Below are 15,932 nucleotides of genomic sequence, written 5' to 3'. Positions count from 1 at the left end.
GCTGTCCGATTCGGCACGTCAGACGCGTCTGGTTCGCGATGTCCTGGACGGCATGGAGTTCCGGTGGCGTGCCGACGGCTCGTGTCAGCCGTTTCCGCCCTCCACCTTCGTGGGTCGGTGGTCACGTGGCGATGGGGTGTTCCGGTTCTGGGCGGCCGCCGGTCACCCCGGCGGAGTGTGGGACACCTTCGACGGCCTCGTCGTCGACGGGGAGAGCACCGTCCACATCGTGCACGTGCTCGGCGCCCGAGCGGTGGTCGCCTACGCCCGGGCGACCCTCTCCGCGGTCGATGACGAGAGCCGGGAGGAAGCCGACACCGAGCCGCTGCCCGACGGGTCGCTGCCGAACGCCGCGCCGGTGTCCGCGCTGGACGTCGATTTCCCGTTCTACCACCTCACCGGCCTGTCCAGTGGGGATCTCGCGGTGTCCGGCCGCCTGATCCTGAGGACCGACGAGGCCGGGCGGATCGCGGTCACCTTCGCTGTGAAGGACGCCGCCGCGTCGACTTTGATCATCTGGAACCCGCAGGGTCTGAACCGTGCCGAGACCGTCGTGGGCTCCCGGATCGTCATCACCGGCCGCGGCGACGACGTGCCGGACCACCGGGTGGACGGCCGGCGAATCCGCATCGACGAGGCGATGCTCGACGTCGATTTCGAGCCGGGTGAACACCGGGTGAGCGGCGTGCTCGAACTCGGGGCCGACCTGCGGGTCACCTTCGTCGGCACGCTGCGTGGGCGTACGGTGCAGCGTCTCCGCGAGCAGATCGCGCGCCCGGACGCCGTCGGTCGGTGGGCGCCGGTCATCGGGTCGGGTGGTGCGGTGACGGTGCCGTCGGCCGCCGGCTGTTCGTCTTCGTGTGCGGGCCCGCGGCTGGTCGTGCTGGACTCGGGCGCCGCTGTCCGGCTGGTGCCCGGGCTCGACCTGCTGGCCGGTGTCGACCGGGTGGACGGCGAGGTGGCGTTCCGGGCTTGGCGGCGCGAGTCCGAGCCGTACCGCCTGCCGTCGATGACCGTCGATGACCGCGAGTCGCTGCGTTTTCTCGCCCAGGATCTCGCGATCGCCGGTCGGCAGGCGGAGGCCGCCCCGCTGATGGCGCGAGCGGCCGAACTGATCAACGAGGCCGTCGAGGCGGGGACGGCCACCGGCCCGACTGGAACCGAACCGGACCTGATCAGTCTCACCCTGCTCCTGAACCATCAGGTCCGGGTCGCTTTCGAGATGCGCGACTACCCGGCCCTGCTCACGCATCTGCGATCCGCCGTGGTGCTCCGTCGACGGCTGTCCTCGGACGTGATGGTGCGTAACCTGATCCGGCCGATCGCCGACACTCTCGGTCAGGTGTCCGGCGTTCTCGAAGGGTTCACGTCCTACATCGCAGCGGCCGAGGAACACGCCCCGGACACGCTCACCGCCGCGTTCCGGACGCTCCGGGTCGCGCTGCATGAATCGCTCGGCGTGCTGGCCGAGTTGATCCGGCTTTCGAACATCCTGGTCGCCGGACCGACCGGTGCGGACGCGGCCGCCGTGACCGCACTCGCCGAGGGCCTGGAACAGGCGACCGGGACGTTGCACGCGCTGGTCGCCGCGGCAACGGTCGGCGGCGCCGAGGCGGTGGCGGTGGTTCCGCACCTGGTGGTGGCCCGGGACGGTATGATCGCGACATTCGCGGGCGGTGTCCACCCGCAGTCGCCGGTCGATGAGATCGAGGCCGCCGAGGCTCGCTTCCTGGACGCCGTCCATCGGGACGCGGGTGCGGTGCCGGGCCTCGCCCAGCTGCTGCGGTCGCAGATGGAGACCGGCGTGGCGATCAATTCGGCCGCCGCCCAGATCGCCGAGTCGAAACGGTACCTCGACAAGGCCGATCCACTCGCCGCGCTGACGAGTCGGCGGGGCAGCAACCGTGACGGCGCCGCCCGGCTGTCCGGCTATGTCGAGCAATGGCGCGGGCGACTGGACCAGGACCGGGACCGGATCCTCGCGGTCGAGCACGCGCTCGATTTCTACGACGCGCTGGTCGGCCTGTTGCTCGACCTGGATGCGGTGGACGAGGCGCTCGTCGCCGCCGAACTGGCCCGGGCGCGGGCCACCGCGGACCTGCTCGGCCCGCTCGACGCGCCGACGCCGGTGCCGAGCGTGGAGGAGATCCGCGCGGTCGTGGCGAGGCTCGGCCACAGCGTGGTGGAGTATTTCGTCCGGCCCGACGAACTGGTCGCCTGGGTGATCCGGCCGGACGGTGACATCCGGTGCATGCGGCACCCGGTCGCGACGAGCACCCTGAACGACGCGGTCGCCGACCTGGACCGGCTCATCGAGGAGCGCTCGTCCGGTACGGCGGATCAGCTGACCGGCATCGAGACGGCCATCACCGGTCGGCTGGCCTGGATCGCGGAGCACGTCTGGTGGCCGCTCCTGCCGTTGTCGGCCGGGGACGCTCCGATCACGGTCGTACCGCACCTCTTCCTGCTCCGCGTGCCGTTCGCCGCTCTGCCCGACCGGTCCGGGGTACCGCTGATCAGGCAGCGCGCGCTGACCTTCCTGCCGGCGTTGTCGCCGGCGGATCGGCTGCTCGACCGGCAGCGGCCGGACCTGCGCGCGGGCGGTCTGCTCGCCCTGGTCGATCCCGAGCCCATGCCGCTGCCCGGGTTGAATCCGCTGACCCGGACACGGAACCACGTCGGCGATGTGGCCGCCCTCTTCGCGGGATCCGACCGCGACATCCGGATCGGAGCCGAGGCGACCTTCGAGGCCCTGCGCCGGGCCGGGCCGGCCGCGGGTGTGGTCCTGCTCGCCACCCATGCCGAGGCCGCGGACAGCCTCAGCCCGGCGGTCGAGTCGTACATCGCGCTGGCCCCGACGGCGACCCACGACGGGCTGCTGCGTCTGGACGACGTCACCGGCCTCGGGCTCGACGCGCCCCTGCTGGTGCTGTCCGCGTGCCACAGCGGGGCCGGCCGGGTGACCGGCGACGGTGTGCTCGGCATGAGCCGCGCGTTCCTGGTCGAGGGGGCGAGCGCGTTGTTCCTCACCATGTACCGGGCGGAGGAGGAGGCGGCGCTGACCATGGTCTACCGATTCCTCGAACTCTGGCGTCACGGGGAACGGACCGACGAGGCGTTCCGCACCGCACTGTGTGACCTGATGACGGATTTCGCCGGCGACAGCGCGATGTCGCTGCCTTTCATGCTTTACGGGACCGGAGACTGACATGATCACCATTGCCGCGGGTCCGCTGCCGGCCGACGCCGTCGCCGGTCACGAGAAGCTCTACTCGGAGAGCCAGACCCTGGGCCCCGGCGACCGGCCACGGCTGATCGACGAGGGCGGGGTCGGTTTCGGTCACCTGACGGTCTACCCGCTCGCACTCGACGATCTGCCGGCCCTCACCAGACGGCGACCCGACATCAACGGGCTCGCCTTCGACATCGTCGAGTTCCCCTTCGATCTCGATCCGTTGCCGGGCAGTCGCCGGTACGTGCAGGCCGACTACGTCGTCACCCTGGACACGCCGGGGGTGATCGCTCGCAGCCTGTGGCCGGACACCGTCAGCACGCCGATCGACGTCGAACGGTCGCGTACCTTCTCGGTGGACGTCGATCTCACCTTCGTCGGCGTGCCCGGGGCGCCCGGCGTCGAGACCGGGCGGGTGTTCCGCTATCAGGAACTCCAGCCGGTCATCACCACCCGTGGTCGTGGGACGGGTTGCTTCGGCTGGACCTTCCTCGCCGCGACCGGTCAGCCCCTGCTCTCCACCAGCCGTACCGTGTTCGCCGTCATCGAGCGGCCGAAGACCACCGCGACTCTGACCGGCTCGTTGTTCGTCACCGCGCACGTGCGCGGCCGCACACTGCCGAGTGTCGGCCCGAGACTGGCTCGAACCAGGATCCGCCCGTTCCGCCTGAACACCACGGACGGCTCCTTCGTGCTGGACGCCGCCGCCTGACGCGGACCTTTCTCGGTCAGTCGGGGAGGGTGATCGAGCCCTTCTCCGCCAGCTCGATGTACCACTGCGCGTCGGCGATCGGCACCCAGGCGGTCTTCGCCCAGAACTGCCGGATCTCGGCCGGGACGGGTGACGTGGCGCCGGTGATCCAGACGGCCGCGTGCTGCAGACTCGGCGCGTCCTCGGTGCGGACGGTGAAGTCGGCGTCCCGGATGCAGGGCTGATCGCCGCACGGATGCGCACCCGGGACGGCCGTGAAGTTCACGACGACCTTGAGACCGTCGTATGTGTAGATGTCGGTGACCCCGCCATCGACCAGTGACTCGGACGGATCCATCCGGACCAGGGCCGGCGGCCTGTTCTGCGGCACCAGGGCGAAGTGCGTCGCCCGCCCGTGGCGCCGCTCCCAGTCGATCGCCGCCGCGGTCGTCTCCAGCGGGTGGGTGGCGACGAACCGATCGATGGTCGCCTGCCGAGCGGCTTCCCGGTTCATCCGGCGGACCTGCCCGTACACCCCGATGGCCGCGATCCCCAGAACCGCCACCACAACCAGAGTGATCAATACCCGCTTCATGGTCCGTGACTGTAGCGAGCGCTCGCGAGACGACGCCGCGCAGCGAGTGGGGTGGTCAGGAGGCGGCCTGGTACTCCTTGGCGAACTCCTCGGCCAGCTGGTCGCCGCCGGCCGCCTTCCACTGGGTGAGCGTCTCCTTCCACGACGACACCGGCTTGCGGCCGAAGGTGATCGCGGCGATCCCGTCGCCGAGGATCTGGTCGAGCTGGGCGCCCTTGCTGGACTGGGTGGCCGACTGCAGTCCGGCCGCGGGCTGGGCGATGCTGCGGGGCATCACCGCCTTCTCCCACTCGTGGGCGGCCTGCGCCACCTCCGGATAGCCGGGCAGGTGCAGGACGGTCGGCGCGGTGCCGATGTAGCGGATCGGCAGGGTCGAGCTGTTCTCCGACTTGTACAGCTCGGTGGTGGTGATGACCCCGTTCTCCTTGGTGAAGTGCCTACCCTCCACCCCGTAGTTGATCAGCTCGTACTCCTTGGTGCCGAACGGGGAGCTGAGATGGTCGACGATCCGCAGCAGCACCTTGAGACGTTCCGGGGCGGCCTTCTTGAACGTGGCGAACCCGAAGTTGCCGAGGCTGCGCCACGGGGTGGCCTGTGCCGAGTACGGCCGGGCCAGTCCGAGTGTGTATCGGTTGCCGATCTTCTGCAGGTTGGGCAGGGCGAGGGCACCGAACCCGTTCGGGAGGCTGGCGACCGTACCGTTGTAGAAATTGTTCTGCATGTCCGTCGAACTCGCCGTCAGGCTGTCCGGATAGTGGGTGGCCGCGCTGGTCAGTTCCCGCATCACGCCGAGCGCCTGCTCGAACTGCGGGGTCGCCGCGGTGTGGGTGAACGCGCCGCCCTGCACCGCCCAGATGTTCGGTGCACCCCACGTCCCGGCGTGGTAGGTGATGCCGCCCAGCCCGGTGAAGAGGGTCTTGTACCAGCCGGTGCCCCAGCGGCGGCCGGAGCTGAGGTCGCGCATCGCCGACAGGTACTGGTCGTGGTTCCAGTCGACCGGGGCCTTCACCTCGTCCAGGCGGGTGCGGTTGACGAACATGCTGTTCGCGGGCATCGGGCGTTCCAGCGGTACGCCGTAGATGCGCCCGCCGATGCGGCCCATGCCCTTCCACGCGTAGGTCGGGATGTTCGCGATGCCCGGGAACTGTTTGACCGCGTCCCCGGCGACCAGGTCGGAGATGTCGGCGCAGCCGCGCTGGATGAACTCGGCCCGGCGCGGCAGGTTGAGGTTGGTGAACATCACGATGTCCGGCAGATCGCCGCCGGCGGCCATCAGCGTGGTCATCTTCTGCGCGTACTCCGGGTCGGGCACCACGACCACGTTCAGCTTGACGTTGAGTGCCTTACCGATCTCCTGCCAGAAGCTGTTCTGCTCGAGCGGTTTCGGCGGCGCCTCATAGGTGACGACCATTGCGGTCACCTCACTGCCGTCACCCGGCGCCTCGGTGTACGCGCTGGTGAGCTGGGCCGGATAGGTGAGGTAGAGCGGCTGGACGCCGACACTGTCGTCACCCGGTGCGTCCGGCTGCGGACCGGCGAACGGCACGTAGGTGGGCCACGGGGCCAGGTCTTTGCCGGCGTTGCCCACGTTGCCGGTATCGGAGCCGCCGCCACTGCACGCCGCGAGGCCGCCCAGCGCGCCGGCACCGGTCAACTGGAGCAGGGAACGTCGCTTCATCGCGAACCTTTCAGGATTTGAGGGCCCCCGTCAGGACGCCCTTGACGAAGTAGCGCTGCAGGAACGGGTAGACGCAGACGATCGGCAGCGTGGCCAGCACGACGACGGCCATCTGAATGGACTGCGGGGAGGAGACGGTGCCCTCGCCGCCCTCGGCCAGGGCGGCGCCGCCGGTGACGTACTGGCGCAGGACGGTGCCGATCGGCCACTTCGTCTGGTCGTTGAAGTAGATGATCGCCTCGAAGAACCGGTTCCAGTAGGCGACCGCGTAGAACAGGCCGACCACCGCGATCACCGCCTTGGACAGCGGCAGCACGATCCGGCGCAGCATCGCGAACTCGCCGGCGCCGTCGAGCCGGGCCGCTTCCAGCAGCTCCTCCGGGATGGACTGGAAGAAGCCGCGCATCACGACCAGGTTGAACACGTTGATCAGGAACGGCAGGACCAGGGCCGCGTACTGGTCGAACAGGCCGACCCCGTTGACCACCAGGAACAACGGCACCATGCCGGGCGGGAAGAGGAACGTGAAGAGCACCAGTAGCAGGAGGGGCTTCCCGCCGTACAACCTCGGTCGGGAAAGTGCGTAAGCCAGACCGATCGTGCAGGTCAGGCTCAGGGTCGTGCCGACCGCGGTGATGCCGGCGCTGACCAGCAGGGCACGGGTGACGATGCCGCCGTCGAGGATCTCCCGGTAGGCGCCGGCGTCCCACTGCGACGGCCAGATCACCCAGCCGCCGTTGTCGATGACCTGCTGCGGGTCGGCCAGGCTGGTCGACACGACCGCCCACAACGGGAAGATCACCAGAGCGACGATCACGGCAAGAGCAATGATCTTGGCGGTACGGACGACCAGGCTCGGCCGGCCCTGCCAGGCGGGATACGCGTACCTGCTCACGATTTGTAGATCCCCTGTTCGCCGAATCGGTGGGCGACCCGGTTGGCCGCGTAGATCAGGGCCACGCCGATGACACCCTTGAACAGGCCCACCGCGGCCGCGTAGCCGAAGTCGCCGGCGGCGAAGCCGGTGTAGTAGACGAACGTGTCGAGCACCTCGCCCGCCTCCGCACCGACCGACTGGCGTTGCAGGAAGAACTGCTCGAAGCCGATCGACAGGAACTCGCCGAGCCGCAGCACCAGCAGCAGGATGATCACCGGGCGGATGGCCGGCAGCGTGACGTGCCACAGCCGGCGCCACCACGACGCACCGTCGATCGCGGCCGCCTCGTACATCTGCTCGTCGACGTTGGCCAGTGCGGCCAGGAAGATGATCGTCGCCCAGCCGCACTCCTTCCAGATCACCTGCGCGACCACGAGCGGCTTGTAGAGGTCCGGATCGCCGATCACCTGGATGCCGCCGACACCGAGGTCGGCGAGCCAGCCGTTGACCACCCCGGCGCCGCCGAGCATGTGCTGGAACAGCGCGACCACGATCACCCAGGACAGGAAGTGCGGCAGGTAGACCACGCTCTGCACGAACCGGCGGATGGTGTCGCCGACGATGCTGTGCAGCAGCAGCGCGAGCGCCAGCGGGGCCGGAAAGAAGAAGATCAATTGCAACAGCGCGATGAGTACGGTGTTCCCGACCGCGCTCCAGAAGAGTGGATCGCCGAACATCCGCTCGAAGTGGGTGAACCCCACCCAGGCGCTGTCACGCAGCCCCAGGAACGGCACGTAGTCCTGGAACGCGAGCACGTTGCCGAACAGCGCTCCGTAGTGGAACACCAGGAAGTACAGCACCCCGGGCAGGAGCAGCAGGTAGAGCGCCCGGCCGGCCCGGATGCGCTGGCGCCGCCCGGGGCGAGCGGGCGCGGCAGCCGGTTCGTCGGGTTTCCGGTCAGCGCTGGCCGGGGCCGGGGTAACCGTCACCATCCGGGCCTCACCTCTCGTGATCTCTGACCGCGCGGTCGTGATCTTTAACCTCGCGGAAACAAGGTGCCAGAAAGATAAAACGCTTTCAATCGACGGTCAAGAGTTTCCCGCGCTCGCTTGCTGGACTTAGTCCGCGGGCTGGGCGGAGTGTGCCGCCTGTGCTAGAAAACGTTTAAACATCTGGAGGTGCCCGACGTGCCCCATCGACCCACCGCGGTCTTCGCGCTCTCCGAGCGAGCCCGACAGGAAGCGTTCCCCGTACCCGTCCTCGACCGCCTCCGCCGGCTGGTCCGCCTCGACCCCGCGGTCACGTTCACCACGTTCGACTCGCCGGCCGCCCGAGCCGCTCTCGCCGACGCGGAGATCCTGATCAGCGGCTGGGGAGCGCCCCGCATCGACAGTGGCGTGCTGGCCGCCGCGCCCCGCCTGCGGGCCGTCGTGCATGCTGCCGGGACCGTCAAACGGCATGTCGACGAAGCGGTCTTCGAACATGGCATCGTCGTCACCTCGGCCGCTCAGGCCAACGCCCTGCCGGTCGCCGAATTCACCATGGCCGCCCTGACCCTGGGCGCCAAGGCGGCGTTCACCCGCGCCCGCCGCTACGCCGCACCCCGCCCGGCCGGTGGCTGGCCCGCCGACCGCGGTCCCGGCCTGCTCGGCTCCACGATCGGCATCGTCGGCGCCTCCCGCATCGGCCGCCTCGTCCTGGAACGACTCCGCGACATCGACGCCACCGTGCTGCTGGCCGACCCGCACGTCACCGCGAGTCAGGCCCGGTCGCTCGGCGCCGAACTACGCGACCTCGACACCCTCTGCGCCCACAGCGACCTGCTCAGCCTGCACGCCCCAGCCCTGCCGGAGACCCGCCACCTGCTCGACGCCCGCCGCCTGGCCCTGCTCCCGGACGGCGCCGTCGTCATCAACACCGCCCGGGGCGCCCTGATCGACACGGCCGCACTGGTCGCCGAATGCGTCACGGGCCGGATCTCCGCCCTGCTCGACGTCACCGACCCCGAACCCCTGCCGACCGACCATCCACTGTTCGCCCTGGACAACGTCTTCATCACCCCGCACTTGGCCGGAGCCGAGGGCCCGGAGGTGCGCCGCCTCGGCGAGTTCGCCACCGCGGAGATCGCCCGATTCCTGCGAGGCGACCCCCTGCGCGGCCGGATCCACCTCGACCACCTCGCCTGGATCGCCTGATGCCGCCCGGGACGCGCGGCGCCCGTTTCGCTCGCGCCTTCGTCCGGCTCGTGCGCCCGTTTCGCCCGCGCCTTCGTCTGGCTCGTGCGTCCGCTCGCTCGCGCGTTCACCCCGCTTGCCGGGAGTGGCGGTGAGCGGGGAGGTGCGGCGGCTGCTCGATCCGGAACTGGCTCTGGCCATGGATCCGGGGCCGAGACTCGCGCTCGACGATTCGGACTGGCCCGCGTCCGGGCCGGGGCGGAGCGGGACCGGCCCGCGGTTCCGGGTGTGGTCACCGGGCTGCCGGTCGCGGTCGGTGAGGAGTGGCTCGGCCGGCGGGTGCCGGCGGTTCGGCCGGTCGGGCAGGAGCGACCCGGTTGTCGGGTGTTGACGGTTCGGCCGGTCGGGGCGGTGGGGGAGCGGCTTCCGGCGGTGCTCTGGCTGCATGGCGGCGGGTATCTGACCGGGCTGCCGGAGCACGGGCAGGACCTGCTCGAACGGATGGCGCACGAGCTACGGGCGGTGATCGTGTCGCCCGACTATCGGCTCGCGCCCGAGTACCCGTACCCCCATGGGTTGAATGACGGCCGGGACGTGCTCGCCTGGCTGCACCACGACGCGCCGGGGGCGGACGCCGGGCGCATCGCGATCGGCGGCAGCAGCGCCGGTGCCGGGCTCGCCGCGGCCCTGGCCCTGCACAACCGGGACGTCGACGGGCTGCCGCCGGCCTTTCTGGCCGTCGGGACTCTCGACCTGTTCCTGGCGGAGGACGTCGACTACGCGCGGCGGCTGATGCGGGCCGGCGTCCCCACCGAGCTGCATGTCGAGCCGGGAGCGGTCCACGGCTACCTCGGCATGCCCGGTACCAGGCTCGGCGGCAGACTCCGGGCCGCCCTGATCGACGCACTGGGAGCCGCCCTGAATTGATTTCTCCGCACTGTTCAGCCGCTTGTCGACAATGGAGACGAGTGGCTATCAGTCGTTTCCGGGAGCCATTTTCGAGGGGCTTGACTATTAATCGACGGAGCTGATTTCATGACGGGCCTGTAAACGTTTTAATGCGTGGCTCTTCATCCCCGATCTCGAACCTCCAGGAGGTTTCGATGCGCCACATCCCCCGCATTCTGATGACAGCGCTCCTCGTCCTCACCGTCGGTGCCGCCCCCACGGCCGCCGTCGCCGCCGCGCCACGGCCGATGGAGAACCTCGGCCGTGGAGTCGTCGCCGTCCGCCGGGCCGACGGCATTCTCGTCACCTGGCGGCTGCTCGGCCTCGACCCGGCCGGAATCGGCTTCAACGTCTACCGATCAGTGGACGCCGGTGTCACGTACGCCAAGGTCAATGCCGCTGTTCTCACCGGTGGGACCAACTATCTGGACACCACCGCCGACCCGACCGTCGCCAATCGTTATCGGGTCCGGCCGGTCGTCGGTGGAGCCGAGACCGCCGCGAGCGGCTCGTTCACGCTGACCGCGAACCACGCGATCGAACCCGTCGTCCGGGTGCCGCTGCGGGCCGGCGGCAAGGTCAAGTTCGTCTGGGTCGGTGACCTGACCGGTGACGGACAGTATGACTACGTCGTCGACAGGCAGACGTCGCCGCAGACCGTGGAGGCCTACCGCAACGACGGCCGGTTCCTGTGGTCGATCAACCTGGGGGCCAACAGCGTCAACCAGGACAACATCGAGCCGGGCAGCTCAGCGATCGACGTCGGGCACTGGGACGGCGTCACCGTCTACGACCTGGACAGCGACGGGTACGCCGAGGTGGCCGTCCGGATCGCCGACGGAGTGACGTTCGGCGACGGCACGACGTTCACCAACAGTGACGACAATCGACAGTTCCTGGCCATCCTCGACGGGCGCACCGGGGCGCCGCGTGCCACCGCGGCGGTGCCGACCGACTACCTCGCCGACGGGCCGATGGGTGCCCGGCTCGGGGTCGGGTACCTCGACGGCACCACGCCGACGCTTGTCGCGTACATGAAGAATCGCAAAGCCGATGGCGCCTTCAACCTGATGGAATCCGCCTGGGTCTTCACCGGAAGCGCCCTTCAGCTGAAGTGGAAATGGCTGCGCGGCAGCCTGAACGCCGCCGACGGCCACAACACCCGGATCATCGACGTCGACGGTGACGGAATCGACGAGGTCGCCGAGATCGGGTTCCTGCTCAACGGGAACGGCACGCTGCGATACAGCCTCGGCGGCGCCGGAATCGTGCACGGCGACCGGTATCACCTGGCCAAGATGGACCCGAGCCGAGCCGGCCTACAGGGGTACGGCGTACAGCAGGACAATCCGAGCGGCCTGCGCGAGTACTACTACGACGCGCGAACCGGGGCGATGCTGTGGCGGCACGTCGAATCCGGCGTCGCCGACGTGGCCCGTGGAATGGCCGGAGACATCGACTCCCGACACCCCGGAATGGAGGTGTGGTCGTTCTCCGGCGTCTACAACGCGCCCACCAACCGGCTCACCCAGTCGAGCACCGCGGGCCCGTGGCCGCAGCAGGGCCTGTGGTGGGACGGCGACCTCGGGATGGAACTACTGAACGACGGGAAGATCGAGAAGTGGGATCCGGCCGCAGCGGGAGTGAACCGGCTGGTCACCACGTGGAAGTTCGGGGCGGTGAACGCGAGCACGACCTATCCGGCGATGGTCGGCGACATCCTGGGGGACTGGCGGGAGGAGGTCGTCTTCACCAACGCCGACTCCAGTGAGCTGGTCATCTTCACCACCGACCAGCCGACCTCGACGCGCCTGTACACGCCGGCCCACAACCCGGCGTACCGCAACGCGATGACCCTCAAGGGCTACCTCCAGTCCCATCACGTCGACTACTTCCTCGGTACCGGGATGAGCACCCCGGCCCAGCCGAACATCAGATACGTGGGCGGATGACGTTGCGGATACCCCTGCTGCCGGGGGAACTCTGGTGGGGTGGCGCGGTCCTCGACGGGACGGCCATGCCGTTCGGACGGACCGCGTTCGCCCGGGACCTGGCCGTTTCGGCTGACGCCTACCTCTCCCAGATCCGGCCCGCCGGGCGGGCACCGGCACGGCGGATGTTCCGGGCGCCGCAGTACAACACGTGGATCGACATGCCGTACACGCCGACCCAGGAGTCGGTCCTCGGGTACGCCCGGCGCATCCTCGACCTGGGGATGCCGCCGGGCGTGCTGATGATCGACGACTCGTGGTCGCCGGCGTACGGGACATGGGTCTTCGACCGGGCCCGGTTCCCCGACCCGCCGGGCATGATCGCGACGCTGCGGGAAGCCGGGTTCGCGGTGATGCTTCGGTGGGGCTCGGGTATCCGTACAACGAGGTGCGGGCCTGCTGGGGGCTCGGCGGCGAGCCGCTCGCCCAGCGGCTCCGGGACAAACCCCCGACCTGGGGCAACGACGGGTTGCGGTCGCTGATTCCGGAGATGGCCGCACAATCACTTCTGGGGTACGCCTACACGTGCCCGGACATGGTCGGCGGCGGGGAGATCAGCGCGGTCAGTGTGGCCGGTGGCCGGGACCAGGAGCTCTACGTCAGATACGCGCAACTGGCGGCGTGTACGCCGATGATGCAGTTCTCCGTCCTCCCGGACCGTCTCGACCCACCTCACCAGGCAGCGGTCCGGGAGGCGTTACGGGTTCGGGAGGCGCTGTGGCCCCTACTGGACACGCTGATCGATTCGGCCGCCACCACGGGAGAGCCGATCCTGCGTCCGATGGCCTACCACTACAGTGAACTGGCCGAGGTCGTCGACCAGTTCCTCCTGGGTCCCGACCTGCTGGTGGCCCCGGTGCTGTCGCCGTCCGCGACCACCCGCCGCATCGCCGTCCCACCGGGCACCTGGTTCACCGACGACGGCACGACCGTCGAGGGTCCGGCCATTGTCGACCTCCCGGTGACGCTGCACAGCATCCCGCGCCTCCACCGTTTCTAGGTGGCGGGTGTGGGGAGTCGGGCGGCCAAGGCGGTGTGTACCGAGGAGACGGCTCCGGCTCCGTCGCCCACGGCGGTGGCCACCCGCTTGGTGGAGCCGGCGCGCAGGTCGCCGACGGCGAAGACCCGTGGGGTGCTCGTCTGGAACGGGAGCGGGCCCGGAGTGCGGAGGAAACCGTTGTCGTCGGTGGCCACGCCGGTCAACCACGAGGTCTCCGGGGTGGCTCCGATGAAACAGAACAGCGCTCGGCTGTCCAGGGTCTCGGCTCGGGACATGACCACGCCGCTGAGGGTGTCGCCGCCGATCAGCGCGTCGACGGTGCTGCCGAGGTGGAGCCGGATGAGTGGGTGGGCCCGGATCCGGTCGACCAGGTAGGTGGACATCCTGGCTCCCACACGGGTGCCTCGGACGATCAGGTCGACCGTGGCGTTGTGGGCGGCCAGCGACAGGGCCGCCTGACCGGCCGAGTTGGCGCCGCCGAGGACCGTCACCGGCTGGTTCGCGTAGTCGCGGACGTCCGGTTCGGTGGCCGCGTAGCGGATGCAGCCCGCCCTCTCGAACGCGGCCCAGCCGGGGATGTCGAGGCGGCGGTAGTTCGCTCCGGTCGCGGCGATCACCGCGCGGCACCTGATCCGAGCACCGCCGTCGAGCTGGACCGTCGGCCGGTGCGGATCGGTGAGATCGAGGGCGGTGGCCGTACACGGGGAATGGATTCTGACGTTGAATTTGAGGGCCCGCAGCATCGCCAGGCGGGTCAGTTCGTCGCCGCTGATGCCGTGTGAAAAGCCCAGATGGTTTTCGATTCGGGCGGTTTTGGCGGCCTGGCCGCCGATGCCGCCGCGGTCGAGCAACACCGTGCTGAGGCCCTCGGACGCGGCGTAGACGGCGGCGGCCAGTCCCGCCGGGCCGGCGCCCACGACGACCAGGTCGACCTCGCGGTCGTCGGGGCGGTAGGTCAGGCCGAGAGCTTCCGCGACGGCGCCGGGAGTCGCGCGGCGCAGCACCGTCCGGTCGATGACGGCGGCCGGCAGGTCGTCGGGGGTGAGGCCGGGGTAGGTCTCCTGCCAGGCGTGCGGGAGCAGGAGCTGGGCCAGGTAGGTGCGCAGCGCGAGCGCGGTGTCCGGACGACCGACGAGCCGCAGGGCGGTGCCCGCGGTCGTCCGGATCACCTCGCGTCGCTGCCGGAACGCCTCGATCAGGAGGTCGGCGAGGTCGGCGTGTTCGGCCAGGGCACGGCGCAGGTTCGCGGCGCCGAGCCGGATCACGGTGCCCGCCGAGATGACCCGGCCGGTCAGGTAGACGTGTTGGCCGGTGAGCAGGCCGAGTTCGCCGAGGAAGTCACCGGGCCCGGCTCGGAAGATCACCCGTTGATCGCGGACGATCTCGACGGCTGCCGTTTCGAGCAGGAAGAGGTCGTAGGACCGGTCGCCGGTGGTGAACAGATCCCGGCCGGGCACGGCGTGTTCGGCCTGACCGTAGGCGGCGAGGCGGCGGAACTGTTCGTCGTTCACGGCCGCGGCACCGAAGAGAAAGGCAGTCGGGTCGGAGAGAGAGGCTGCTGGGCCGAAGACGACGGGCACTGGGCCGAGGACGACGGCTGCCGGGCCGAAGAGGACGGGCGCCGTCGCACCAGGTAGAGCAGCAACCCGGCGGTGGTCAGGAGGAATCCGGCCCACACCGTGGAGAGGGTGCCGCCGCCGGCGTCGAGGGCGACGGCCCCACCGACCGCGCCGAGCGAGTTGGCCAGGTTGAGGGCGGCCAGGTTGAGGGCACCCATCAGGGTCGGTGCGCCCGGCGCGAGCGTGGTGAGACGCACCTGAATGGTGGGGATCGCGAACATCATCGCCGCGCCCACCCCGAACAGGCACGGCAACAGGACCGCGATGTCGCCGCCGCCGAGACCGATCGGCACGAGCAGGAGCAGCGTCACCCCGTACCCTCGGATCAGGCCGTTGCTCTCGGATCGGTCGGCGATCCGCCCGCCGAGACTGTTGCCGACGGCCATCCCGACCCCGAACACGGCCAGTGCGATGGGCACGAGCGACGCGTCCCGCCCGGCCGCGTCGGTGACGAACGGCCCGATGAACGTGTAGACGGCGAAGATGCTGGAGATGCCGAGCGAGGCGACCGCGACCATCCGCCAGACGGCGGCCGCGCGCAGTGCCCCGAGTTCGCCGGTGATCGAGCCGCCGTGCAGGTCGCGGGTGCGCGGCAGCCAGATGAACAGGGCGCCTGCGGCGACCAGCCCGATCGCGACGACGGCCCAGTACATCGCCCGCCATCCGGCCTGCTGGCCGATGAGGGTGCCGAGCGGCGACCCGACGATGGTGGCGATGGTGAGCCCGCCCATCACGGTGGCGAACGCCTTGCCTCCGCGGCCGGGCCCGTAAAGGTAGGCGGCGACGGCGGCGCCCGCTCCGAAGAACGCGCCCTGGACACATCCGGCCACGAACCGGAAGACCACGAGCAGGGTGATGTTCGGTGCGACCGCCGAGAGGGCGTTGCCGATCAGGAACAACACCATCAGACCGAGCAGGAGGGTACGGCGGTTGACGCGCGCCGCCAGCAGGGTGATGGCCGGCGAACCGATCACCACCCCGACGGCGTACGCGGTGATCGCGTGGGTGGCGACCGGAATGGACACGCCCAGGTCGGTGGCGAACAACTGGATGATCCCGTTGCTGCCGAACTCACCGGTGCCGATCGCGAACGTGCCGAGCGCAAGCGCGAGGAGAGCTGGTTGCAT

The 15,932-nt window shown here is 69.9% G+C and carries 13 protein-coding genes; 7 read left to right on the top strand and 6 right to left on the bottom strand.

What is annotated here, in order from left to right; all coding sequences use genetic code 11:
- Positions 1-136 precede the first annotated feature (136 nt).
- Both Q0Z83_RS23740 and Q0Z83_RS23735 read left to right on the top strand, forming a co-directional pair.
- Positions 137-3,208, top strand: coding sequence for a CHAT domain-containing protein (locus tag Q0Z83_RS23740; RefSeq protein ID WP_317796177.1), 3,072 nt, complete (start codon positions 137-139; stop codon positions 3,206-3,208).
- A gap of 1 nt (position 3,209) precedes the next feature.
- The gene (locus Q0Z83_RS23735) at positions 3,210-3,944 is read left to right on the top strand and encodes a hypothetical protein (RefSeq protein ID WP_317796176.1); all 735 of its coding nucleotides are present in this window, start codon (positions 3,210-3,212) and stop codon (positions 3,942-3,944) included.
- A 16-nt stretch (positions 3,945-3,960) separates the two neighbouring features.
- Here Q0Z83_RS23735 and Q0Z83_RS23730 read toward each other — a convergent pair whose 3' ends face one another.
- From Q0Z83_RS23730 to Q0Z83_RS23715, 4 genes are read right to left on the bottom strand one after another with little or no spacing between them, the layout of a single operon-like run.
- A complete protein-coding gene (locus Q0Z83_RS23730; RefSeq protein ID WP_317796175.1) occupies positions 3,961-4,518 on the bottom strand; it encodes a hypothetical protein in 558 nt (185 codons plus the stop codon).
- A gap of 55 nt (positions 4,519-4,573) precedes the next feature.
- The gene (locus Q0Z83_RS23725; RefSeq protein WP_317796174.1) at positions 4,574-6,196 is read right to left on the bottom strand and encodes an extracellular solute-binding protein; all 1,623 of its coding nucleotides are present in this window, start codon (positions 6,194-6,196) and stop codon (positions 4,574-4,576) included.
- A 10-nt stretch (positions 6,197-6,206) separates the two neighbouring features.
- Positions 6,207-7,091: a carbohydrate ABC transporter permease gene (locus Q0Z83_RS23720; RefSeq protein WP_317796173.1), complete on the bottom strand. Its 885-nt coding sequence runs from the start codon at positions 7,089-7,091 to the stop codon at positions 6,207-6,209.
- Entirely contained in the window at positions 7,088-8,065 is a 978-nt protein-coding gene (locus tag Q0Z83_RS23715) for an ABC transporter permease (protein WP_317796172.1), read from the bottom strand. The genes Q0Z83_RS23720 and Q0Z83_RS23715 overlap by 4 nt, the downstream gene beginning before the upstream one ends.
- 195 nt (positions 8,066-8,260) lie before the next feature.
- On the opposite strand from Q0Z83_RS23715, the gene Q0Z83_RS23710 reads away from it, so the two are divergent.
- The 5 genes from Q0Z83_RS23710 to Q0Z83_RS23690 all read left to right on the top strand — a co-directional run bounded on the left by Q0Z83_RS23710 (position 8,261) and on the right by Q0Z83_RS23690 (position 13,186).
- A complete protein-coding gene (locus Q0Z83_RS23710; RefSeq protein WP_317796171.1) occupies positions 8,261-9,268 on the top strand; it encodes a hydroxyacid dehydrogenase in 1,008 nt (335 codons plus the stop codon).
- Between the two features lie 267 nt (positions 9,269-9,535).
- A complete protein-coding gene (locus Q0Z83_RS23705; RefSeq protein ID WP_317796170.1) occupies positions 9,536-10,174 on the top strand; it encodes an alpha/beta hydrolase in 639 nt (212 codons plus the stop codon).
- 176 nt (positions 10,175-10,350) lie between these two features.
- Positions 10,351-12,147, top strand: a complete 1,797-nt coding sequence (locus Q0Z83_RS23700) for a rhamnogalacturonan lyase family protein (RefSeq protein ID WP_317796169.1) — start codon at positions 10,351-10,353, stop codon at positions 12,145-12,147.
- Positions 12,144-12,668 (top strand): TIM-barrel domain-containing protein, encoded by a 525-nt coding sequence (locus Q0Z83_RS23695; RefSeq protein ID WP_317796168.1) that lies wholly within the window; start codon positions 12,144-12,146, stop codon positions 12,666-12,668. The genes Q0Z83_RS23700 and Q0Z83_RS23695 overlap by 4 nt, the downstream gene beginning before the upstream one ends.
- Before the next feature lie 8 nt (positions 12,669-12,676).
- On the top strand, positions 12,677-13,186 hold the full coding sequence (locus Q0Z83_RS23690; protein ID WP_317797122.1) for an alpha-amylase family protein: 510 nt from the start codon (positions 12,677-12,679) through the stop codon (positions 13,184-13,186).
- On the opposite strand, the gene Q0Z83_RS23685 is transcribed toward Q0Z83_RS23690, so the two are convergent.
- Positions 13,183-14,697, bottom strand: coding sequence for an FAD-dependent oxidoreductase (locus Q0Z83_RS23685; RefSeq protein ID WP_317796167.1), 1,515 nt, complete (start codon positions 14,695-14,697; stop codon positions 13,183-13,185). The two genes, Q0Z83_RS23690 and Q0Z83_RS23685, sit on opposite strands and share 4 nt — an antisense overlap.
- Positions 14,694-15,932: an MFS transporter gene (locus tag Q0Z83_RS23680; RefSeq protein ID WP_317796166.1), complete on the bottom strand. Its 1,239-nt coding sequence runs from the start codon at positions 15,930-15,932 to the stop codon at positions 14,694-14,696. Before Q0Z83_RS23680 ends, Q0Z83_RS23685 begins: the two co-directional genes overlap by 4 nt.

This window comes from Actinoplanes sichuanensis (assembly GCF_033097365.1).
GTDB lineage: Bacteria > Actinomycetota > Actinomycetes > Mycobacteriales > Micromonosporaceae > Actinoplanes > Actinoplanes sichuanensis.
This window is presented reverse-complemented; position numbering and strand designations above follow the sequence as displayed.

Coding starts and splice junctions, on each gene's coding strand:
- Q0Z83_RS23735 (WP_317796176.1), top strand. CDS start 3,210: ATGATCACCATTGCCGCGGGTCCGCTGCCGGCCGACGCCGTCGCCGGT.
- Q0Z83_RS23730 (WP_317796175.1), bottom strand. CDS start 4,518: ATGAAGCGGGTATTGATCACTCTGGTTGTGGTGGCGGTTCTGGGGATC.
- Q0Z83_RS23725 (WP_317796174.1), bottom strand. CDS start 6,196: ATGAAGCGACGTTCCCTGCTCCAGTTGACCGGTGCCGGCGCGCTGGGC.
- Q0Z83_RS23715 (WP_317796172.1), bottom strand. CDS start 8,065: ATGGTGACGGTTACCCCGGCCCCGGCCAGCGCTGACCGGAAACCCGAC.
- Q0Z83_RS23700 (WP_317796169.1), top strand. CDS start 10,351: ATGCGCCACATCCCCCGCATTCTGATGACAGCGCTCCTCGTCCTCACC.
- Q0Z83_RS23695 (WP_317796168.1), top strand. CDS start 12,144: ATGACGTTGCGGATACCCCTGCTGCCGGGGGAACTCTGGTGGGGTGGC.
- Q0Z83_RS23690 (WP_317797122.1), top strand. CDS start 12,677: ATGGCCGCACAATCACTTCTGGGGTACGCCTACACGTGCCCGGACATG.
- Q0Z83_RS23680 (WP_317796166.1), bottom strand. CDS start 15,932: ATGCAACCAGCTCTCCTCGCGCTTGCGCTCGGCACGTTCGCGATCGGC.